Below are 23,651 nucleotides of genomic sequence, written 5' to 3'. Positions count from 1 at the left end.
TCGATTTACTACGTCCTAAACGTCTTATGATTGTCACCTTCATTAGTTAACCCAAGCAACAAAGAATAAGTGAGACTCGTTGAAGCCTGAATGTTTTATTTGAGGGATGAATTAAACATTGATAGAAGTTTCACTTTCTCGATATGTAAATCCAGCAACTAACTCGCTGCTGGATTCTTTTTAGCATTCCTTTCCTGCTGTTCCCAACGCTTCAATAATGGAAAAGGGTCGTAAGCCCACTCCGTGCGACCGTTAAATTTATACATTCCGTAATGCAGATGTGGCGGGAATTTACCCGAGGTTCCTTCACGACCGTATCCTGAGCTACCAACATAGCCAATGACCGTACCTGGTTCCAAAATATCGCCTTCTTTTAACTCCTTCGTATAACCCGACAAGTGGGCGTAATAATGATAGGTATTATTTACATCACGAATCCCAACACGCCAGCCGCCGTAATCATTCCAGCCCTTCGTTTCTACAATTCCATAAGTTGTTGACTTCACTGGTACACCATAGGAAGCGAATAAATCGGTCCCTTCATGCATACGACGACCGCCCCAACCGCGTCTGTCGCCCCAAGTACTACGGTAACTGTAATTATGCTGAAGAGCCAGTGGAAATGCACGTCCATCAAGGTCTACCGTATTATAATGCTTATAAATTTTAGCATTTGTTATGATCTGTTTAACTGCTTCATCTCGAATATAATATTCCTTCAAGGACTTTTCAAAATCTTCCTCAGTTACCACACGTTCATTCAAGTAATTAGTTAGAGTATACATCACATCTTCATCCTGTTTAAGATCAGCGAAACCATCATTATTCCCATCAAGACCTTTTCCATCAAAGAAAGTTATTGATATAAGATCGCGGTCATCTCTAATTGGATTCAATAAACCAACCCAAAAGTCAGTGGAAAATTGAAACGCCACAACACCATCTCGTTTCGGAAGATCACTTCGAACCTCTTGTAGATTTCGTTCATATTGGTCAATTGCCGCCAAGTAATACCACGGTAGCATTTCACTCGAATACTTTATATAGTAATCCATGCGCATTTCCAAAATCTGCTCCCGCGTTGGTTCCTTCTCCGCTGCTGAAACACTCGTTGAAATCAGAAATGAAAGCACACATGCATAAAAACCTCGCCTCAGCCAGCTACTCAAAGCCAATACCTCCTTATTCATGATTCAAATAGCTTTCCCCAGAAAAAACAATTCATGAATTACATTTTTTAAGTAAAAAAGAGAATAATAAAAACGACTGCAATTAAACAGTCGTTTTAAAGCATAAGCTATCAGGGATCCAATGTTCCTAATATGTTTTAGGCTGACGCTTTACACAGGAGTGATCGATGAGCAATCACCCGAAGCTTCGTTTCCGTTTACATTCTCTTTGCCTCTGACAAACCCTGGAACTCGACAGAAAACCTTTAAAAACTTGTTCTCTGTCTAACTTTATTTCTTACACTCATTTATAAATGCCTCAAATATCGCAAGCGAACTGGTATCATTTTTACTTATTAAGCTCTCTGGATGCCACTGAACCCCCATAACAAATGTGTGATATGTGCTTTCAAAAGATTCAATTACACCATCACTTGCAACACCACTGACGATAAAACCATCTGGCATATTTCGAAGTGCTTGATGATGATAGCTATTCACCTTAAATTTATCCACTCCAACAATTTTACTTAACAAAGATCCTTCTGTCACTTCAACAAAATGAGAACCATGCCAATTTGGAGCCTGCTGATCATGCTGTAATAATGAACCATCTCTTTGTGAATAAATATCCTGATACATATCCCCACCCATCGCAATACTCATAATCTGTGCACCACGACATATCCCTAAAATTGGCTTATTCAATTTCAACATCTTTTGAATAAGTGCTACTTCAAACCGGTCTCGCTCCGGCACAATATTACCCAATCCAGGCAGTGGCTCTTCACCAAACAACGTGGGATCAATATCTCCACCACCAGTTAATAACAGCCCATCGATTGTACTTGCTATTTCCTCTATACCATCCATCTCTAAATTCGGCAGCACAACTGGAACACCTCCGAACTGCGTGATTGCACGAACATTACTCAACGGAACTGATAGCAAATCTTCTTTAATGTTTGACGAAACACCAATAATAGCTCTCACTCAGATCACTCCCCCTGGTAAAACTTTCTGTTATTTAGAATATATGCTTTTTATAAAAACATATTTTAATTTATTGCACCAAACTAATTGTTGTGCCTAATTTACATCCATTTTAGCTAATGCCTCACCTATTAGCCCAGGCAAGTACTCCTTCAAATCTTTAAATTCATAACCTAGAGACTTTGCTTTTTCATTGCTAATCAACCAAGTTTCTGAAATATTGTAAGGTGATCCGCTCTCTTCATCGGTCGTTGTAACAATATTCGCATGCTTCTCAACTTTTTCTTCAATATATTCAAGCAGTTCTCCCATTCTCACGTAACCATTGGAAGTCGCATTAATAGGACCTTCAAAATCAGATTGGCCAACCCATGCTAAGAAATCACCAGCCTCCTCCTCTGATATAAAATCCATAGCAGCCTCTAGGTTGACGAAATGCACATCCTCAAGATCTCTTACTTTTCGAATATAGTAATTTAATCTCTCTGTATAATCATTAAGTCCAATTACAATTGGAAATCTTACTGCTACGACAGGAAAAGGTGAACGTCCAAAAAATGCTGTTTCAGCTTGTCTTTTTCCTTCACCGTAGGAAAAGTCTTCTTTTGAGCCTACATTTAAACTGTATTCAAATGGATTGAAATCCTCTTCAGTAAATCCTTTACCTGTGCTAACTGATTCATAGACAGATTTAGAAGATGTGAATACATACTTTTTCGTTTTCCCTTTAAAAACGTCTATTGCATCTATCGCTTCCTGGGAGGAGTAACATATTTGATCGAACACGATATCCCATTCGGTATCTACAAAATTCTTCTGCATATTGCTAACATCTAGGCGGTCGAACTTTATACGACTCACTTTATCTTTAAAAGGATCCTGCACATTCCCTCGTGAAGCAATTGTTACATCAAACCCTTGCTCCAATAATGATTCGACTAGCTGTACTCCAAAAAACCTTGTTCCGCCTAACACCAATGCTTTCCTCATATTTATAGCCCCCTTATTTGTACATCTTTCTTAACTATCCCACTTCTATTACTAAATCGTCAATTATATATTGCGAGTTTTCTATAAATTCTATTAACTTAAGAAATCTAAAACAATTATAAGTTCCATGGAAAAATTCGTTTTATTATACTAACTGATACGGCTTATTATTATAAAAAACAACTTTTCTAACAAAAAAAGCCACTCTTAAGAGTAGCTTTTTTGTTAAAAATAATTTCCGAATACACCATAGCCGAAATAGACGGTTAGTAGTGATAATACTGCAAATACGAGGTACTCAACTGTGCCACCAGTTCTGGTTGTGACGGGAAATCGAACGGTAATCTTTAGTGGGTATAGTAACTTGATACCGTTTTTCGTCGCCATATCTAATATGTAGTGACTCGCCATACCAATTAAAATTCCTAGGATGATTGAATCATTATCAATAAAAGTATTCAAAAGGACGGCCATTAATACTAAAAACAGTAAACTATGCGTGAAAGAACGGTGTCCGAAGATGGTATTGATCAAGTTTGATAGCACCTTAAATTTACGACCAATTTTACTGCCTCCATGGCAAATATCAGGTATAATTGCTCCTACCACGCCAGCGCCGACTAATAGGACGGGCTCGTAGTTTGAAACTTGAGCAAAAGCAAGACTTGCTGCAAGACCGCCAATGATGTGTGTGTTTCCTGTCATGCTTTTTTCTCCTTCTTCTTGTAAGTCGACTATTATTTTATCCTATTTTTAGTAAGAAAGTTATCGGGCATATGTACTGTTAAAACAATCAAAAAAAGTACAGATAAAAAAGGATTGAGCTTGAAAAGAAATGGGTATATATAGAGAAAGGGAGTGATGATTATGGCAAACGGAAATAAAAGATCTATGTTAATAGGAGCAGCTACAGCACTTGCAGCAGTATATTTCACAAGTAAAAACAATAAAGCACAATTAAAAACTGCAGTAAAAAATTCTAAAACGAAGATTGACTCTATGGTATCTGCTAAAAACACAAAACCAAGTCAAATGACAAAGACGGGCTTCTCAGATCCGAATGATCCAGATGACAATCGTATGGTTGAAGAGGGTGCCATGACAAGCGTTCAATATTATAATGAAAATGTACAAGATGCTAACTCAAAGGCAGAAGCAAAACAAGCTTTCCCGAAATCTCAACAGAAAAAATTAGCTAAAAAAGTAGAATCTTTACCGGAAGACAACAACGATTCACCAGCAAAACAAGAAAATGCAGCACATTTATAGAAATTATGAATATAGAGCAAAGTAAAAACACCATTGCCCCCACAGGCAATGGTGTTTTCAATATGTAGGTAGGAAATTAAATAAATAAAAAAGTAAACCTAATCCTCTACCAACTCAATTACAGCCTTAATCTCAATACCATTCAAAGCCTGTGTCGCTAAGCGATCTGCTTCTCCATTAATCTTTCTCGGCACAAGCTCATACTCAGCCTGAATACCGAAATCTTTTAATTTGGCTTCAATTCGGTCGGCCCACCCAGTTAAATCCCTCTCGATTACAGGCCATTCGCCGTTCAAATGATTGATCACTACCTGTGAATCACCTATAAATCGAACAGGCAAATGATGAACGCCTAGTAAATTCAATTCCTGTAAACCTAAATGCATTGCTGCATATTCTGCTTCATTATTCGACTCCAAACCTGTCGCGGCAGCATTTCGTCTTAATCGATATGCCTTTCCATTCTGCTCATAATAAATAACACAGCCAAGCCCAGAACTTTTCGTTTCGCGATCATATCCGCCATCGAAATACACTACCACATTATGCGGCTCCGTTTCAATACCCATCAAATACCCCTTCAATTCCTTTACTGTCCATGAACTATCGAAACGGTCAACAAAGGTCACCGTCTTTAATCTCCCAGTACGCTCTATATCTTCCACAAACAATAGCGCTTGAGCAGCAGGTACTTCCTCTGAAAAGAAATCCATCTCCGCTCCTCTCGGCGTTTTGTAAACCCACTCAATTCGCACCTTCATCAAGCATTCCTCCTTCGATAGGTATTAGTATTTCCATTGTATATCACATTATGACACTTCTACTGCAATCCAAAAAACCATAATATAAAAAATAGAGGTCGAAAATAGTTTTCGACCTCTTAAGAAAATATCCATTTATGCATATCCTACATATTTCTTTCAATAAATCTAGTATATTAGAAATGCAAAAAGTATTTAATACATCAAATAATTAAGCAATAAGTACTCTTTATTAAAATAAACAATAAGTAATGATTGAGTATATTTCTTAATTATAGAATTGGATTTATTCTATCAATAGAAACTCTATGAAAATTGAAACAAGACTCCCAGTCTACTGTAAAAATTGTTTTTTATTTTGATTAATCGCTTGAATATAAAAAGGTAATTCTTGAAATTCGAAGAAAAACAGAGCTTGTTGATACACTTCTTTGATTTCAGCTATAGGAGCAGCTTTCTTTTCTAAGCATTGGCCTTTGTAATACAAGAACTGGCCATTTAAGAACATAAAAGAACTTTCCTTAGATTTTTGAATTCCTTGGTTTGCAGCTTCAAGTGCAGCATCATAGTCTTTAATGTCATATAAGATTTTACATTTATTAAATAAAACAGTTATTAGAGTTCTATTTATTTTATAATCACTATAATTTTTGTGAATATGCTCTTTTAATATTTTATTAAAATGATATAGACATTTTTGACTTTCACCATTTTCACCATAAACATTGGCGATAGTATTATTAACTTTAATTTGCAAAAATCTAAATTGAATTGTAGTTGGATTTGAGTAATTTAAAATAGCTTTTAAATTTTCTATACACTTTTCTGGTGAAATCATTTTCAAATAGTACTTTGCGGTACTTAAAATATAGTCGAGGTATAAGTTTAACCAGATGTTGTCGTTATCTATCTCATTACTATTAATTATTGAAATTACTCTTTTATAGTTATGTTCTTTTAAGTGGTACTCAATCTCACTTATTAATCCCTCACTTTCCAGAACATTTTTATGAAACAGCATTTCAATAAAATACTCTACTGGGACTTGGAGTTTTAAAGCTATCTTCAATAAAGTATCTATTGCTGGATATACTTCCCCAGCTTCAATGCGACTAATCGTCGATTGTGTACAAATATCTTTTGCGAGCTCTTTTTGGGACATCCCCATTTCAGCTCTAAGTTTACTTATTTCTAAGCCTAAATATTTCATTTCCAAAATATCACCCCATATTATAGAAAAGGACGGTAAAAACATGAAAAAATTATCAATTATCTTATTAATTGTATTAGCAGTAGCTCTATATCCAAACGGAAGCAGTGAAGTTGCTAAATCAATTAAGCAACCTATTACTACCTTCGATTTACCTTTCATTAATTAATCCAATAAAAGTCCAATAAAATTATTTTCCATATATAGTTTTATTGGACTTCTCTTATCAAAACCATTATATAAGGAGACTAACCAATGCAGCCTACAGCAAATCTTGATATATACTCTTCATTACATAAGAATAGCGCAGATACTAAAAATAATCATCAAAAAAATATCATTTCAGATCTTAATGACATTGAAGGAACTGATTGCAATAAAGCATTTGCATCCTCTCAGACTGCACTGGATTTGGACCTTATATATGCAATAGATAAAAACCAATTTGAATTGTATTATCAACCTAAAGTAGACACAAAGAAGGGTTTAATAATTGGAGCAGAGGCACTGATCAGATGGAATCACCCAAAATTAGGGTTAATCCTTCCTAAGGATTTTATTCCATTAGCAGAAAAAACGGGTTTTATTAATACAATTGGCAGATGGGTAAAAAAAAGCGCTTGTGCACAAAACAAAGCGTGGCAGGATGCTATGTTACCTGCTATTCCGGTTTCTATCAACTTATCGGCATCCCGATTTATGGAGAAAGATTTAGTCATCAGTATTCAGGAAACCCTGAAAGAAACTCAGCTTGAATCTCAATATTTAGAAATTGAAATTACAGAAACTTCTATTTTAAAAAACGAAGAAACGGTTTTCTCTCTATTAGATGAGTTAAAAAATATAGGAATCAAAATAGCACTCGACGATTTCGGAACTGGTTATTCTTCTTTATCCCATCTGCATCATTTTAATGGGAAAATCGATATATTAAAAATTGATCGTTCGTTTATACAGGATTTAAGTCTTTCAAAACAAGAGGATGCAAACTTTATTGTACATATGATCATTCAATTATCGAACCATTTAAAAATGGATGTAATCGCAGAAGGAGTTGAAACTATGGAGCAATTGCAGGTATTACAAGACTATAATTGCAACACTGTACAAGGATATCTATATTCTAAACCGTTGCCTGCAAATCAATTTGCCGAATTATTGAAAAAGCAGAGCATAGTTCCTAGTCGTTAAAAAATCTACAAAGGGAAAATCTTTAATTTCATAATTGCCAACACAAGTTTCTCATGCCTTTGGAATAAACGAGTTTATAAATGTCTCTTCTTTCATCTCACAGTGTGCTTTAACACTCTAGTCTTCATTGAAATGGATTAACTTTATGAAAAGAATTCCTCTTTCACGAAACCATACTCCAATGCCTATAATCCAATTAACTATATGCAATTATTTATTTCACCCAAGACAGGTGGGGTGGAAAAATAATTGAAAACTACTATTAGAAGTAGCCCATTTTGGTGTATCTGCTGCTTCTATTTCTCTATGTAAACAAATATAAAACCATTCGATTCGATATTTCTATCGAATCGAATGGTTAATTGTAGTCTATTTTCAGAAATGTTCCCTACTCAGGGACACTATTTATTCCCTTTCCCAGGTTTTACAACAGTTACGTCAAAAGTCAGCGTATGCTCACCATATGTTACAGTAACAGTTGTTTGGCCAGGTCCTTTACCTTTCACGACGCCAGATTTTACAGATGCTACATTATTTTTATCAACATTGTAAGATGCTAGTTTTGTAACGTCCTTTTCTGTCGATTTGTTATCAACAGTAGTTACTTCTTTAATGGTAACTTTAACTTCTTTACCAGGTCTTGTTTCGACCTGATTTTGGTCAATAGTTAGTGTTACTATTGGATTGACAACATCAGGTGCTTTAACCGTAACTTTTACGGTTACCTCATTTCCACCATATGAAATAGTGATCGTCGTCGATCCTTCTGCTTTCGCAGTGACTAATCCATTTGTTACTGTTGCGATGCTTTCGTCTGCTACAACATATTTAGCTTCTGAAGTTACATCTTTCTCTGATGCATCACCATTAGCAAGTGTTGACGTTTCTGTAACCGCTAGTTGAGAAGTTTCACCTTTTATAACAGCTAGTTCTGTTGGGTTAACAGAAAGTGTTACTTCTGGATCCTGCGATTTTACCGTTACATTTACAGTTACATCATTTTCACCATATGACACAGTAATTGTAGTCGTGCCTTCTCCCACTGCAGTAACTAATCCATTTGTTACTGTTGCGATGCTGTCGTCTGTGACAACATAAGTAGCTTCTGAAGTTACATCTTCCTGAGTAGCATCACCTTCTACAGGTTTTGAAGTTTCTGTTACCGTAAGTTGTGCTGTTTTGCCAGATGTTAACACTAGCTCAGTTGGATCAACAGAAAGTGTTACTTCTTGAGCTTCTTTTTCGTAAATTAATGATTCGCCAACATTTCCTGCTGCGTCTTTAATAACTACTTTTACAGCTTCTGTTTCAGCTGTAACTGGGAATGAGAAGCTACCGTCTTGGTTCAAATCAAACTCAACTGCTGCCGATGCTTCACCGTTGACTGTAGCAATATATGAAGCATTTAACTTTTCATTTAAATTATAGTCTAGGCCATATAAATATAATTCTTCATTGTATTCGATATACTTGTCTGTAACTTGACCAGTCGCAACACCTTCTGCAACTGCTCCAGTAATTTCTGGTTTAGTAGTTTTCACGACAATTGGTCCAACATAATCTTGGACGGTTCCTGATGCAGCTACACCAGTGAAGTCAATTGTGTATAAACCATCTGGAATAGTTGTAGCTGGTTCACTGCTCCAAGGTTTATACTGCCCTGCAATATTCAGGTTATAGGACCCAGCACCAAGTGCCGAACCTGCGTGCAAATAACCAATATAACCGTCTCCATATTCTCCACCCTCTGGATTCATAATATCCCAAAGCTCGATATAGTTAGTAGTTACGTCCCCAGTTAATGTGAATGATAGAACAGCAGAATCTTTCACACCATCGCCATTAAATGACAAATCTGTTTCTGTAATCTTGTAATCTCTCAGTTCCGTCGCTTCAGCTCCACCAAAATCTGCAGCAAATGGCAATGAAATTTTAGAACCTTCACCTTGAACGTGAATGTAGCCAAGTATTTCATCCCCAGGTGTTGTAGTTGTTGCTGAAGCTGTTAAAGTTACATTTAAAACTTGCTCACCAGCTAAATTGAATGTAGGCTGGTCAACCGTTACCTGTGCATCACCGAATGATTTTGTGACATCAACTGTAACATTATATTCGCCACCATTACCTTTAATATCTTTTACTTTAATTTGTTTTGTTACTTCAAGATTTTCTTCCAGTGATTGTGGACCGAAAGTAACTGTTCCTTTCAAATTATCCACAATAGCACCATTAGCATCTAATACAGCAGTATCTAATGCATAAGCAAGAATTTCTGGATGTGCTGCTGCATATGCGTTTACACGACCAGCACCTTGTGAGAATACATCATATTTTGCAGTGTTCAGTATTTTTGCCGTATTTGAAAGTGCTACTTTCACATCAAATGCATTCCAAGATGGATTAGCTTGTTTCACAAGTGCTACAATACCTGCAATATGCGGTGTAGCCATCGAAGTTCCTGTTTTACGATCAAACGCTTCATCGTAAACAACTTCAGGGAAATCTGCTTTGTACATAGGAATGGTAGACATTATATTTGTACCAGGTGCACTTACATCTGGTTTAATATCAAAGTTTGGAGTAGATGGTCCTCGTGAACTAGAATCATTCACATCGTCTCCAAGTGTTTTCGTGGAAGCAAAATTACCAAAACTAACCTTTCCTGTTCCCTCTGCCAATGCTGCACGAATTGCTTCTCCGTCAGTTTGAGACATATCAAAAGTCGGAAGGAAAGCAAATGAATCACCAAGGAAAGTGCCTGATGCATTCGGTGCATTTGAACCACCAGCAAAGTTATGAATAATAGTAGCCACTGCCCCATTAGCCTTTGCATTTGCAATTTTATCGACAAATGCGATACTACCACGGGAGATCAAAGCAACTTTTCCTTCTACATCAATTCCTTCAAAATCTGCTACTTCTCCATTTCCAGGTACGGCAACTAAGTCAAACTCACCTTGAAGTTGTGTAGCTAAATCTTGTCCAAAAGTTGTACCCATCAACCCTAGTTGTTTTGTTAAGTTGTATCCACCAACTGTAACGTTAACTTCCCCGTTATACATTGTTTCGGGATTTGTAGTATTACCAACAGCAATCCCTAAACGAGCTGTAGCAGGGGTACCCATTGTTCCACGATTAGGACCCGAGTTACCAGTTGCAACTACCCCAATTGTTCCAGCAATCATTGCATTGTTAATAGCAAATGAACCTGCATCCGTTTCAGAGTTAGCTCCACCACCAAGTGATAGATTGATAACATCCATTTCTTCTAATACAGCTGTTTCAATTGCTTTGACGATACCAGAAGTAGAACCACTTCCATATGCGCCAAGTACACGGTAAGCGTATAGGTCCACTTTAGGTGCAATTCCTTTAATACCGTATTCATTCGCCCCGATTGCTGCGATTGTCCCCGCCACATGCGTGCCATGAGATGTATAGAAAGCACTACCGTTTGCATTAAATTCTGGTGTTCCCGCTGGACGTTCTACAGGAGAGGTTTCTGATGCATCATCATCTGCTCGAGTTCTCGTATAAGTGGATGAGTTCGGTATGAAATTCTTCCCGCCTTTATATATTCCAGCAAATTCAGGGTGATCAGCATCGATACCGGTATCCAGAACCGCTACTTTAATTCCTTGACCTTCAATTCCTTCGGCCCAAAGTTGTTCAATACCTAGGAATGATATACTTGTATTCATTTGAGCTTCTAATGTTTCATCTTTTTTAAGTTCTGATGATTTCGTGGTATTAATTTCTGAAGCATGAACAGTAGTATCTGGTTCGATTAATGTAATCCCTTCAACCGTAAGTAGTTTAGGAATATCATCTGCTTTTACAGTTGCAGCAAATCCGTTTAATACAGTATCAAACGTGTATCCTTGCTTAATCTGAACCTTTTTAGCAGTTAGCTCTTTTTTTACTTTTGTTTGTTGCGCTTTTACATTGCCACGAACCTGATTTGCTCGAGCATTAGAGAATTTATTGCCTTTAACCTGGCTTATCCCTTGTTCTAGTGCCACTGGTTTTTCGGATAAATGTACTATTACTGCAACATCTTGATTGCCCGATACATTTTGTAAACTTTCGTGAAGGGTTGGACCATCTTTAGACAAGCTCAATTGCTCAGCAATAGCCGCCTTCAGTTGAATCGTACTTTCGCTTTGAGTATTCTGCTTGAACGGTTTCGTTTCTTCAGCACTTGCTTGCGAGAATGGAACCAATAAAGAAAGTACCATCATCAAAGCTAGAATACTACTAAAGAACTTCATAAACTTAAACTTCTTCAAATCTCATTTCCCCTTTGTCTTTAATTTCACACTTACCAATAAAGTGTGACACTACCAACTTATCACAAGTAAACTAATACGAATATCGAAATTTCTAAAAATTAAGAAAAATTGATAAATAGTATTAGTAAACTAAAAAAATGCGCAACTTTTGAACCTGATCAAAATACGCATTTTAGTAGTTTATACTTCTAATATATAGGGTGTATGAAAAATCATTACAACTATAAACCTACTTTTAAAACTATAGTTGAATTAGTATTGTAAAACTCACAATTTTTTGCTAAGAATCGTTTACGAAGAGTTTAGACAGTCGTTTCGTTATCTTATTATCAATCTAACGTTATCGTCCTTCTATAACTCTTATAAACAGGAAAGTACGTTTCTGGATAACTGGAGAAAAGATGCTTTTCTAATCAAATAGAAGCGCCCGAAGATACAATTTCGATCGCTATAGTGAACACTATCTATTTTTCTTTATTTCCTCTAGTGTAAAAGAATATCAACTTTTCATCCTTCATTACAGATCCCTTAATCAACAGACGGTTTTATTACTATATTAACTTTGAGTACACGTTATATTGATTGCAGTGGAAGGCGGCGACTCCGAAGGGATCAGTGAGTCAAATGAACCTTCACAACGAACGCGGAGCAACGGTGAAGGTTCATCGCTCACCCCTCGGAAAGCCTCCGCCTGTAACGGAAATCAGCCGTATTAATCATTCTTTCCAGTCCCGTCAACCCTGTTTTCACGCTACATTTTTATATACTATCTTAACTTTGGACATAAACTCCAGTCCTCAACAGTGCTTGCTTTAAAGAACTAAAAGTAGAAATATTGCCAAAATCCACTCCTAACTGGATGGAAGCCTGTGCCACTTCAGGTCGAATACCAGATAGAGAAGTTTTGATGCCAAGCAATTGAAGTACATCTATTAAGTGAAACATTTCATTTGCTACCATTGTGTCCATAAACGTGACAGAAGAAATATCTATGAAAAGCTTATTTATACCAACTTCTACGCATTTATAGGGCACATCCTCCAATAAAGATCTCGCCCTAGTTGTATCAATCTCACCGATAACAGGCAATACTCCAACACCATCCAAGATTGGGATAATTGGAATACTTAATTCATTTATCAAATCTTGTTGAGCATTTAATCTATTGTTAGATAGTTCATAATACCTTGAAGAAAAGCTATGAATAAGCTGATCAAATGCTGTATTAAATAAGCGACTCCATTTTAGTATGTGGGTATTGTTTACTTCATCTAAGTGATCATTTGCAAAGTGCTCCACATATAACCATATCGTTTCACGAGTTTTATTTAGAGCCTGTATGACGTCATGAATAGGAGTATTATGTTCAATTCTACTTTTCGCTACTGTCTCTGCCCATAATAGAAGCTGCTCCTGAAAGCCATTCTCTTCCTCCAAAAAAGCATAGGCAACAGTCCTAATAGTCAAAGCATGCTGTTCCAACAATACTTGATCTATTTCTGGATTTGGATTATTAGAATAAAAAGAGCCATCAAAATCACTTTTTGCGATAAACCATTTACTCGTAATATTACCTGAGTTTTCAAGAATGTAATCATAAAGTTCTTGATCAATCGATGCCATTTTTTCCGCCAACTTTCTTTGAAATCTATTCTACTAATATTATAATTGTTTCGTTTGACTAAAAGAACTTTTTTCTTAGTATGTCCCTGTGTAAGAAACTATTCTGACATTTCTCGACAATTAAGTACTTAACGTGCCACCTGAATTGTGTAGAATTGTTTGATGCACAGGGGTCTTTTTACAAAACTCACAATACTCAGCATTTGTTTTCTTTAGGGGGTGTGGAAGATACTCCTTTAAAACATCACGTTTAAGAAACTTTGGAGCTTCTTTACTTTCTTCAAAGTAAAAGGGGTAAGAGCTATATGGGTACCACTCAAGGCGATTGACTAATGGTTGTTTGGTATTTATAGGGTTGCGGTGTATATATATACTAACAGCTAATAACCCTGAATACGATTTCACTTCTTTTGCAAAATATCTACTTTGATAAATTCGTCCGACATGATTATATCTTTTGGAATAGGATGAAGTATATCTTCGGTTGATGTGTGCCATGATTTTACTTAAAGATTCACTTTCTGTCTTCATCAACAAATGATAATGGTTGGTCATGAAACAGTAGGCTAGCAGATGAAAGGGATATTGATCGTGGGCATATTCGAAGATTCTCATGAGTTCTAACATATCTCGGTGTGAACCAAAAATAGGTAGTCGATTGTTTCCGCGCATGATGACATGATAATACGAATCCGGGTTCAAATTTCTTTTTCTTGTCAATTTTATACCTCGCTTTTCTTAGATTTATAAAGTTATGACTTGATATGTTATTGTTTTAGGGAAGGTAATCTTCGAGGGAGTGAGATTGGGTGTCTTCATACAAGTGTAATGAAAGGTAATATAATTGTCTATAGTTTTCTGAATATTACGCTGCACAGGGACATCAAAAATACCCCCTCCTGCTCAGAGACAGGAGAGAGTATTAATTGTAGTTAATTATCAGAATTGTTTGCTACACAGGGCAGTCAAAGACTTTCTAATTTCTTCCACTGAAAGTCCATTTGACTCCAGCAACTCTTCATCCGTCCCGCACCCCAAAAACCTGTCTGGAACCCCTATTCTAACAACTTTCTTAGGTAATTCTTCAGATAAAATTTCCGAAACAATGCTTCCTAGTCCACCACGTATATAATGTTCTTCCACTGTTACTACTAGTGGAACTTTTCTAGCAGCGTCTATTAACAGTTCTTTATCGAAGGGTTTTAGCGTTGGAAAGTGTAGATGGGCAATTGAAACACCTTCCATTTGTTTGATAACCTCGTTAACACGGAAGGTCGTGCTCCCGGTAGTGACTAATAAGATGTCTGTTCCTTCTGCTAGTGTTTTACCTTTTCCAATTTCAAAATCAGAATTAGGTAGAAATGAAGGAATCGTTTCATCTCTAGTTAGCCTTAAATACATAGGTCCAGCCGTTTTATGCATAGCTTTCATAGCGGAGACCGTTTCACCGGGGTCGCTCGGGGCAATTACAGTCATATTTGGAATTGTTGTCATAATGGCTATATCATCTAGAGAGTGATGTGTTTTACCAGTGTTGCTCGTCAACAATCCGCTATAACTGCCAACTAGCTTTACATCAAAATTAGTCTGGGCAACACTGACTACAATTTGGTCTAATGCTCTTTTCGTTAAGAAAGTGGCAAAGCTACACACCCACGGCTGAAATCCTACTGAGGCTAGACCAGCTGCCACACCTACCATATTTTGTTCTGCAATCCCCATTTGTAAAAAGGAATCTACTGTTTCTTTCTCTATAGAATCTAGACGAGTCGAGTTTCCAAGATCCCCATCTAAAGCAAGGACTCTAGAATCTTCTTTTGCAAGTTTCGCCAATTGCTTTCCAAATTGGTCACGTACATTTATCGACATCTGCTTTAATCTTCCCCCTCTAGTTCAGTTAAAGCCATTTGATATTCCTCATCATTAGGGGCTTTTGAATGCCAGACATAATTATTTTCCATAAAACGAACACCTTTACCTTTTGTTGTGTTTGCAATAATCGCTTTAGGAAGACCATTCACGCTACCCTTCACTTCAGTCAGCACTGCTATTAAATCCTCCATGCTATGTCCGTCTACTTCCCATGTTTCAAAGCCAAAGCCATCAAACTTTCTTTTTCCATAACGCTCTGGGTCCATTCTTTCCTTACCATTTTTCCACCCATATTGCTGCAGTCCGTTTTGATCCATAATAACAATCAGATTATCTAACTTATATTTTTCCGCGATATTTGCCGCTTCCCAAATTTGGCCCTCCTGTGATTCCCCATCTCCAATCAAACAATATACAAAGAAATCCTTTTTCAGCCTCTTCGCACCAATAGCCATACCAACCGCCGCTGATAAACCTTGTCCCAAAGAGCCTGTAGACATATCCAACGCATCTAGTTTGGTCATATCCGGATGTGCCTGTAGTCGTGACTCGTACTGATCAAAAGTTTTCAATTCTTCTTCGGAAATGTATCCTCTCAATGCAAGCGTAGCATAGAGTCCCAAAGCCGTATGACCTTTTGAAAGAACAAAACGATCCCTATCCTCCCATTTTGGACAAGAAGGATCTATAGATAATTGATGGAAAAATAGACTAACTAATATATCCGCACATGATAGCGAACCACCAACATGTCCCTGTTTTTTATAATAAGCAGTGGATAAAATCCTTTTTCTGAGCACTGTAGCTGTAAGCTTTAATTGTTCAATCGATATCAATAAGTACCTCTCCTCATAAAATAAAACTTCAATCAGCTTAGGATAATTCATCCACCGCTGACTTAAAAAATGAACTCAGGCAAATAACGCCGTATCGTGCGGCAATGCCTGAGTTATTAACATTCTGATAATCTAAGCCTCCCAGGAAGCAAGTCTCCTATATTAGGCAAGTCGCGTGGAGATTTCCGTCTAGGTTCTAGGCGAGCAGTTATCTCATAATTAAACTTGTTGCATAGTGCCATATCTTGATCTGGAAGTATTACGACGCATAGGATGTACTAGTTATTGGCGATATTGTAACAAGAAGCAGCAACATCAACCTGCAAGTTAATGCATGCCAAAATTAGCAATTCTCCCTTCCCTCAGAAGGTCACCTAGTAACTTTTAACTAAATAGACTTGTAATGAATCCAATAATAATCCCGATTACACCAAAGTCCGAATCACCAAATGTTGTGTTAGCAAAGCCGAGCTCTCCCAAAACTGGTAATAAAAATGCTGGCAAGAAGCTGATCAAAACACCATTTACAAAACCACCCGCAGCAGCACCAATTCGACCTCCAGTTGCATTACCAAATACTCCGGCACCCGCTCCTGTAAAGAAGTGAGGAACAAGACCTGGGATGATCAGAGGCAATGATAATACACCTAACAGCGCCATACTTATAAGACCACCTGCAAAACTAAAAAGGAAACCAATCATTACAGCAGTAGGAGCAAATGGGAAGACAATTGGTATATCTAGTGCAGGTTTTGCACCAGGGACAAGTTTATCTGCAATCCCTTTAAAAGCTGGCACGATTTCATTTAGAATCATACGTACACCGAGTAAAATAATACTCAAACCAGCAGCAAATGTAATACCTTGCATGATACTAAACATAATAAAATTTTGATCTCCGGAGAAACTAGATACAACATCTGAACCTGCTAAAATAGCTATTATAATGAAGATAGCTACCATTGTTAAAGCAGTAGATATTAATGAATCCTTCAGAAATGCCCATTTCTCAGAGATTTTAATATCCTCTGTGGACTTCGCTTTATTGCCAAACCATTTCCCTATTAAACCAGCAGAAATATAACCAAACGTTCCAAAGTGACCAATCGCAATATCGTCATTCCCAGTTACCTGTCTCATAAATGGTTGACCGAGCGCTGGCATTAAAACCATGAAAAAGCCAAGTAATATGGAGCCGACAAAAACTAAAGTAGCTCCTTCCATGCCAGATGTTCCTAAAACCGCAGATAATAAAGCAGCCATAAAAAATGTATGATGCCCAGTTAAAAATATATATTTCCAAGGCGTAAAGCGTGCAAATAAAATATTCGCAACGAATCCAAATCCCATAATAAGTGCTGTTTCCGTCCCAAACATTTGTTGTGCAATAGCGACAACCGCTTCATTATTCGGAATCACACCTTGAATATTAAAGGCCTCTTCAATAATTCCGCCTAAAGAATCTAAAGAACCCACAATCACTCCAGCACCTGCGCCTAAAATAAGAAAACCTATAATACTTTTAAGCGTACCTGACATTACTTTTGTAGTAGCAGCACGCTGAGCAACGAGTCCGACAAATACTATTAAACCAACTAACACAGCAGGAATGCTTAAAATTTCATTCATTAAGAATTCAAAAAAAGCCATACTCGATCCCCCTTATGTGTTTAATACCGACTCCAATGCACCTCTTATTTCATTTGCATCCGCAATATTTTTCACACTAACAACCTTTACTTTTCCGCCCTCCAATTGTTTAGCAAATTCTTCATTAGTGAAGATAAAATCTGCGTAAATACTAGAAGCAGTAGTAAAATCTGCAGTTTCTACATCTGCTGTAATGCCTTTTTCCTTTAAAATTTTTTCGATTGTCATTTTTAACATCATGCTAGATCCAAAACCCATTCCGCATACTGCTAGTATTTTCATGGCTAATGCTCCTCTTTGTCATTAAATAGCTGTAGAATTTCGTCATTCTCTGTTGCATTTTTTAATCTTTCCAGCGTATCCGCTTCGGAAATCACCTCCGCTATTTTTTGTAAAATGTAAATATGTGATTCACTATTTAAAGCGGCCAAGCCGATTAATACCTTAAACTCTCTACCGGGTGCAAAAGCAACCTCTTCTTTTAAAACAACAATACTAATTCCTTCTTGGATAACCCCATCTTCCGGACGAGCATGAGGCATGGCAACACCAGGTGCTATTAAGATATATGGCCCAAGTTCTTGAATATTACTGATCATTGCATCTACATATGTGACTTCTACTTTTCCCGTTTTTACAAGTATTTCTCCGCAAATACGTATAGCAACTTGCCAGTCCTTCGCTATAACATCTAGCAATATTCCTTCTTCTTCTAGTAGTCTACGAATCAATTTTTTTCTCCTTTGTTGCTTTTCGTATTATATGCATGTTTGAGTTTGAACATGAGAGTGGCAACCTTATCTCTTAGATAGTAAAAGATCTTCTGCACTTTTTTACCCAAGTATGCGTAGACTAGAATTGTTTGCTACACAGGGACAGAAACATACCACTTTTTTGTCGAAAAAAATAGGAATTCCCAATTTTTTTGATTTTTTTATAGATAAAAGTCCCTCAAATATATTTATCTGCTATAATTATTATCAGATACATATGATGTAAAATAATGAAAAGCAGTTATTTGCTACCATATGTGGAATTGAAAGGAAGGTTTTAAATGAAGAAAAGTATATGGATTATCGCAATTATTTCTTTTTTTGTGTTGGCTGGAGGAGCATCTGCTTTTTTCCTAGTGAGCAAAACACCTAAAGAGCAATATTTCTATTCGGAGGTTAAGACAATTCAACATATCCAAGAACTTGTCGAAACACGCTATGAAAATGAGACCGAATGGGCAAAATACGGTACAACTAAAGTTATCGATAGCACATATGATTTATCGGGTGAATATCAAGATGATACTAATCCTGAAATAGAACAAGTGGTAAATAACTCTAATATTGCAATGCGAATTGCAAGTGATCCAAATAAGAAAGAGGTAGAAGCTGAGATCAATGCAACGATTCTCGGCGTGGATGTTGACCCTATTAAAGGCTATATTACAACGGAAGAAATTATTTTAGGGCTTCCTTTTTATGATCAATTACTTCAATTGAAGGATAAAGATTATGGAAACTTAATGCGCGCTATAGATCCAAGTTATGTAGGTAGTGAAAAACTTGGTCTAGAAAATTTCTTAGGTAAAGATAACGTTTTATCCGAGGAGAATATCGAATATCTAAAAGAAGAATACATGATGTATCTATATGAATCATTACCGGAGGAATCATTTACAACATCAAAAGAAAAAATTGATGTAAATGGGAAATCGATTAAAGCAGAAAAAGTATCTATGGCGCTTTCAGAAGCTGAAGTGAAGAAGATTTTAACAGATGTACTTAAAAAAGCACAAAAAGATACAAAATTCAAAAAAATGGTTGAGGATTACTTGGAGAGTTCGTTTGAACAGTTTACTGCTACCGGTATGCCAAACGAAACATTTGAATTTGATGAAGTAATGGAAGATCTAATTAGCTCAGTAGATGAAATTGACCTACCTGATGGTATAAAATCTACTATTTGGCAAGATGCAGATTTAATCGTTAAAAGGGATATTAATATAGAAATAGCAGACCTAGGTAAATTAGAAATTGCTGGCACACAATTACTAGAAGACTCAGCACAAAATTGGAATTATACAATTAGTATGGATGATGAGCCACTACACTTTACAGGAGACCTTACCGCTACCAAAGATGGCACTTATAAGGATGAAATCTCCTTCTTAGATGATAACAAAGTTGGTCTAGTCTATAACGGTGAAGAAAAAGTATCAGGTGATGATAGAACATTCGAACGTAAATTTGCACTAGAGGATGATTACCAACCAATGGAGTTTTTATGGAGTGGAAATTCAAGCTATAAAAAAGACTCTATGCAAGCAAAGCATGAATTCTCGATTGAGTTAGATAGCAATTCAAGCGCTATTATAAATATTAGCGAAGAAAGTAAGATTATTAAAAAAGTGAATGTTCCATCAGATTCAGAGAAAATGGTGAATATCGGAACAATGGATGCCGAATCACTACAACAATTAATGATGGAAGATATTTACCCTGAATTGGAACGCTGGGGAATGAACATAACAGAACAACTCGAACAGGAATTATATTAATAATACCTAATTAAAAGAAATGAGTGGATGCATCTTGATCGATTTGAAAAAGATTGCCTTCTTTACGACTCAATATGGAAAAAGTATTCAGAAGAAGTGGAAATCACTTCTTCTGCTTTTTCTTTTCCCTATTTTTCTGCTAGTTTCAACGCTTGGAATCGTTGCCTCCCTTTTTGTACCGTCGGCTAAAGAAACTATTTCCATTGCTTTTGTGGATGAAGACCAAACTGAAGAAACGAAAATGTTACTGGAATTCATGACCCTTTCTTTAGATAAAGAAGAAGCCATTGAAATAATCTCTATGTCAAAAGAGACTGCAGATTATAAAATAGAGAACAATGAAATAAGTACATACATACTATTCCCTAAGGAGTTTACTAAAAAGCTGTATAAAGGAAAGTCTGTCTCCCTAACGATTGTAGGAAATCCTTCTCGAACAGTAGATAGCTTCATTGTAAAAGAATTAGCAGAGAGTATGACACGTTACATTTCCTCTGCTCAGGCTAATATTCTAACGGTCTATGATTATGCAAGTAATGCGTATATTCCAGAAGAAGAATTAGAAGGACTTATCTTTGAAACATTTATTGAATTTACTTTATATACATTAGGAAGCGGGCAAATATTAGACGAAGAAGTAATCACCAATATAACAACAACTTCCCCTACGAATTATTATGTAGTAGCTGGTTGGTTTATTGCATTTAGTATATGGCTATTCGGAAGCTATTCATTGTTAAGAAAAGAGACACATGTCGCCTTGAGAATACGTTGGAAGTTACTTGGAGTAACATACTGGCATACGAATGTTTCGCAAATAATTGTTGCACTCTTAGTAAGCATGTTATTTGCTACTGTTACTTTAATACCGATTGTTAAATACTTTGCGGTCGAGTTATTTATATTAGATTATTTCCGTCTATTTCTGTTTATTTTATTGTATGGATGGCTTTTATTAGTTAGTTTATCGTTAGTTGATCTATGGATTTCATCTAAAAGAGTAGGATTACTCCTTCAATTTTTCCTGATATTAATGTTGATTGTTTCAAGTGGAGCATTCATTCCTACTATTTATTTTCCTTTATTGTTGAAAAATATACTTCCATTTTTCTTTTCTTTTGAAGTCTTCCGATGGATTGTAGATATTGTGTTAGTTGGACGAAACTACGCAGACTTTACCCTACTAGGAATTCAATCGTTCGTGGGACTGATACTGTTGTGGATCTCTACACAGTGGAAGGATAGGTGGAAATGATGAAAGGTATTTTAGCGATACAAGCGATGAGGCTGCGTAAGGAATGGAAAGTTTTATTAGCCTGGCTTATACTACCTCTTGTTTTCACTGTAATGACTTTCAGTGCGGTAAATAAATTTGGCGATGAGTCAAAGGTACCAATTGGACTAGTAATAGAAGATGAATCTGTCCTTTCTGATGCTTTAGTTCAACGTATTATGAATACAGATTATTTACAAGTTAATAGACTAGACCTTCAAAAAGCTAATGATCTATTAGAAAAACATGAGCTCGATAGTGTTTTTGTCATTAAGGAAGGATACGAGAAAGATATTGTAAGTAATCGTCGTTCTCAGCTTATTGAGGCATATTCATCCAATAGGTCATTTGCTTACTTTGCTGTTGCAGAAACGATTAGCTCATATGTTCAAGAAGAAGCAACACGTACTAAAGCCTCTACGGAAATTAAAAAGTTATATGAAAAGTATGGCTCCAGTGAAGAATGGAATATAGAAGAAATTTTCAAAACGAGTAAAGAAAAACAGGAAAAGAAACAGCTAATTACGACAAGCTTTTCCTTCCAATGGACACCAACTGAAACAGAAATTGAAAGTAGCTCCCTTCTATCTGTATGGGGAATATGGGCTTTTTTCCAAATCATTGCTACATTATTTATTTTTGATTGGATAGTGAAAGCAAATAGTATACAAATAAGGGTGCGATGGACATTTACTAAAATGTCGTTAAATAGCTATATATCCTGGAATTTATTGTTCTATACGGTTTTATTATTTTTTATGGATATAGTCACTCTATCTATTCTTCACTTTCTAGATTTAGCAACTCCAAATGTACGATTAATCATTGCGCTACTTGGTTTCCGGATCACAATAAATATGCTAGCTGCTTTACTTGCTAGAAACTATACTAATAGTTTCTTCTATTATATTAGTTCCATTGCAATCTCCCTTATCCTTACAATATGTGGGGGGGCATTTATCCCAATAGATTCTATTATAAGAAGATGGCCATGGATAGATTCTTTCAGTCCGGTTTATTCATTGTTACATGGTAGCATCGCTTATGCATTTTTAACATTCATTATTGTTATAACAATAGTTAAAGGAGGTAGTCAGCGTGTTGCAAGTAAATTCCCTACAAAAAAGCTATCATAAACAAAAAATATTAAACGATGTAAACCTTATAGTGAAACCTGGTGAAGTTGTCGGGTTAGTTGGAGAAAATGGAGCAGGTAAATCAACTCTATTGGAAATTTTAGCTACTGTGCAACCACAATCTAATGGCAGTATTATATTAGAGGATAAATCTTATTCAAAAGATATTAAAAACATCCGTAAGATTATAGGTTATGTCCCTCAAGAAATTTCTTTATGGGAGGAATTCACTGTAGCAGAAAACTTCCTGTTTTTTGAAAAGCTTTCCTGGAAAAGAAGATCATTAGAAGAATGCAAACAGCTCTGCCTTGATATGCAACTAAACAAATGGGATGAACCAGTGGATTCATTATCCGGTGGAATGAAAAGAAAACTAAATCTAGCAATCAGTCTTATTCATGACCCCATTTTAATCCTTCTCGATGAGCCAACTGTAGGTATCGATATGAAATCTAAAGAAGAGATTGGAAATTATTTGGTGAACTTAGCAAAAAACGAAGGAAAAATGATAATCTATACCTCTCACGACATGAGCGAAATTACCTCTTTTTGTGATCGTATATACTGCTTAGGAAAAGATCCATTCTACGCTGATTTACTAAAATCTAGAGGCATTGCTGTGGAAGAACTGGTATAAGAGGGAGTTCCTTGTCGGGGTTCCGGAGAGTGTCCCAAAAAGTGTCCCTGTGCAAGACACAACTTCAACACTATTCTGAATTGTTTTTCACACAGGGACGAAAATGAAAATCTCCTAATTGTTTGCTACACAGGGACACTTAATAAAAAAAGTAGCCAATTTAACATTTCGGCTACAACAAGATATTTGGTCCTAAGA

At 36.3% G+C, this 23,651-nt stretch carries 20 protein-coding genes; 6 read left to right on the top strand and 14 right to left on the bottom strand.

The genetic code is table 11. The annotated features are described in order from the left end of the window. Positions 1–158 precede the first annotated feature (158 nt). The 4 genes from MKY60_RS04415 to MKY60_RS04400 form a co-directional block, all read right to left on the bottom strand. Positions 159–1,190: a M23 family metallopeptidase gene (locus MKY60_RS04415; protein ID WP_093494056.1), complete on the bottom strand. Its 1,032-nt coding sequence runs from the start codon at positions 1,188–1,190 to the stop codon at positions 159–161. A 270-nt stretch (positions 1,191–1,460) separates the two neighbouring features. Next, positions 1,461–2,162 (bottom strand): gamma-glutamyl-gamma-aminobutyrate hydrolase family protein, encoded by a 702-nt coding sequence (locus MKY60_RS04410; protein ID WP_093494054.1) that lies wholly within the window; start codon positions 2,160–2,162, stop codon positions 1,461–1,463. Between the two features lie 96 nt (positions 2,163–2,258). Further along, positions 2,259–3,152, bottom strand: a complete 894-nt coding sequence (locus MKY60_RS04405; protein ID WP_340928798.1) for an NAD-dependent epimerase/dehydratase family protein — start codon at positions 3,150–3,152, stop codon at positions 2,259–2,261. A gap of 225 nt (positions 3,153–3,377) precedes the next feature. Continuing rightward, positions 3,378–3,857, bottom strand: coding sequence for a metal-dependent hydrolase (locus tag MKY60_RS04400; protein WP_340928797.1), 480 nt, complete (start codon positions 3,855–3,857; stop codon positions 3,378–3,380). A 162-nt stretch (positions 3,858–4,019) separates the two neighbouring features. On the opposite strand from MKY60_RS04400, the gene MKY60_RS04395 reads away from it, so the two are divergent. Continuing rightward, on the top strand, positions 4,020–4,421 hold the full coding sequence (locus MKY60_RS04395) for a hypothetical protein (RefSeq protein ID WP_090565310.1): 402 nt from the start codon (positions 4,020–4,022) through the stop codon (positions 4,419–4,421). A 98-nt stretch (positions 4,422–4,519) separates the two neighbouring features. On the opposite strand, the gene MKY60_RS04390 is transcribed toward MKY60_RS04395, so the two are convergent. After that, positions 4,520–5,182, bottom strand: coding sequence for a ribonuclease H family protein (locus tag MKY60_RS04390; protein WP_340928795.1), 663 nt, complete (start codon positions 5,180–5,182; stop codon positions 4,520–4,522). A gap of 334 nt (positions 5,183–5,516) precedes the next feature. Beyond that, the gene (locus tag MKY60_RS04385) at positions 5,517–6,554 is read right to left on the bottom strand and encodes a helix-turn-helix domain-containing protein (RefSeq protein WP_093494045.1); all 1,038 of its coding nucleotides are present in this window, start codon (positions 6,552–6,554) and stop codon (positions 5,517–5,519) included. A gap of 93 nt (positions 6,555–6,647) precedes the next feature. Between MKY60_RS04385 and MKY60_RS04380 the strand changes: the two genes are divergently transcribed. Next, a complete protein-coding gene (locus MKY60_RS04380; protein ID WP_340928793.1) occupies positions 6,648–7,583 on the top strand; it encodes a putative bifunctional diguanylate cyclase/phosphodiesterase in 936 nt (311 codons plus the stop codon). A gap of 401 nt (positions 7,584–7,984) precedes the next feature. Here the strand turns inward: MKY60_RS04380 and MKY60_RS04375 are convergent, their stop codons facing one another. The 8 genes from MKY60_RS04375 to MKY60_RS04340 form a co-directional block, all read right to left on the bottom strand. Further along, a complete protein-coding gene (locus MKY60_RS04375; protein ID WP_340928791.1) occupies positions 7,985–11,872 on the bottom strand; it encodes a S8 family serine peptidase in 3,888 nt (1,295 codons plus the stop codon). A gap of 774 nt (positions 11,873–12,646) precedes the next feature. Next, the gene (locus tag MKY60_RS04370) at positions 12,647–13,498 is read right to left on the bottom strand and encodes an STAS domain-containing protein (RefSeq protein WP_093494040.1); all 852 of its coding nucleotides are present in this window, start codon (positions 13,496–13,498) and stop codon (positions 12,647–12,649) included. A 120-nt stretch (positions 13,499–13,618) separates the two neighbouring features. Further along, positions 13,619–14,218 carry a transposase gene (locus tag MKY60_RS04365; RefSeq protein WP_340928790.1) on the bottom strand — a complete coding sequence of 200 codons (600 nt, stop codon included), beginning with the start codon at positions 14,216–14,218 and terminating at the stop codon, positions 13,619–13,621. Between the two features lie 219 nt (positions 14,219–14,437). Then, positions 14,438–15,367, bottom strand: a complete 930-nt coding sequence (locus MKY60_RS04360) for a transketolase family protein (protein WP_340928789.1) — start codon at positions 15,365–15,367, stop codon at positions 14,438–14,440. A 5-nt stretch (positions 15,368–15,372) separates the two neighbouring features. Continuing rightward, complete coding sequence (locus MKY60_RS04355) at positions 15,373–16,206, bottom strand: transketolase (protein ID WP_340928788.1); 834 nt, start codon at positions 16,204–16,206, stop codon at positions 15,373–15,375. 384 nt (positions 16,207–16,590) lie between these two features. After that, positions 16,591–17,856 carry a PTS ascorbate transporter subunit IIC gene (locus MKY60_RS04350; RefSeq protein ID WP_340928787.1) on the bottom strand — a complete coding sequence of 422 codons (1,266 nt, stop codon included), beginning with the start codon at positions 17,854–17,856 and terminating at the stop codon, positions 16,591–16,593. A gap of 12 nt (positions 17,857–17,868) precedes the next feature. After that, positions 17,869–18,138 (bottom strand): PTS sugar transporter subunit IIB, encoded by a 270-nt coding sequence (locus MKY60_RS04345; protein ID WP_090565328.1) that lies wholly within the window; start codon positions 18,136–18,138, stop codon positions 17,869–17,871. A gap of 2 nt (positions 18,139–18,140) precedes the next feature. Continuing rightward, positions 18,141–18,587, bottom strand: coding sequence for a PTS sugar transporter subunit IIA (locus tag MKY60_RS04340; protein ID WP_340928785.1), 447 nt, complete (start codon positions 18,585–18,587; stop codon positions 18,141–18,143). Positions 18,588–18,910: 323 nt separating this feature from the next. On the opposite strand from MKY60_RS04340, the gene MKY60_RS04335 reads away from it, so the two are divergent. From MKY60_RS04335 to MKY60_RS04320, 4 genes are read left to right on the top strand one after another with little or no spacing between them, the layout of a single operon-like run. Then, positions 18,911–20,407 (top strand): DUF6583 family protein, encoded by a 1,497-nt coding sequence (locus MKY60_RS04335; RefSeq protein WP_090565332.1) that lies wholly within the window; start codon positions 18,911–18,913, stop codon positions 20,405–20,407. A gap of 34 nt (positions 20,408–20,441) precedes the next feature. Continuing rightward, entirely contained in the window at positions 20,442–21,662 is a 1,221-nt protein-coding gene (locus tag MKY60_RS04330; protein ID WP_340928783.1) for an ABC transporter permease, read from the top strand. Continuing rightward, a complete protein-coding gene (locus MKY60_RS04325; RefSeq protein ID WP_340928781.1) occupies positions 21,659–22,816 on the top strand; it encodes an ABC transporter permease in 1,158 nt (385 codons plus the stop codon). Before MKY60_RS04330 ends, MKY60_RS04325 begins: the two co-directional genes overlap by 4 nt. Further along, positions 22,779–23,453 (top strand): ABC transporter ATP-binding protein, encoded by a 675-nt coding sequence (locus MKY60_RS04320; RefSeq protein WP_340928780.1) that lies wholly within the window; start codon positions 22,779–22,781, stop codon positions 23,451–23,453. Before MKY60_RS04325 ends, MKY60_RS04320 begins: the two co-directional genes overlap by 38 nt. The last annotated feature ends 198 nt before the right edge of the window (positions 23,454–23,651 follow it).

Origin of the sequence: Psychrobacillus sp. FSL K6-1415 (assembly GCF_038003185.1) — a bacterium.
Classification (GTDB): Bacteria; Bacillota; Bacilli; order Bacillales_A; family Planococcaceae; genus Psychrobacillus; species Psychrobacillus psychrodurans.
This window is presented reverse-complemented; position numbering and strand designations above follow the sequence as displayed.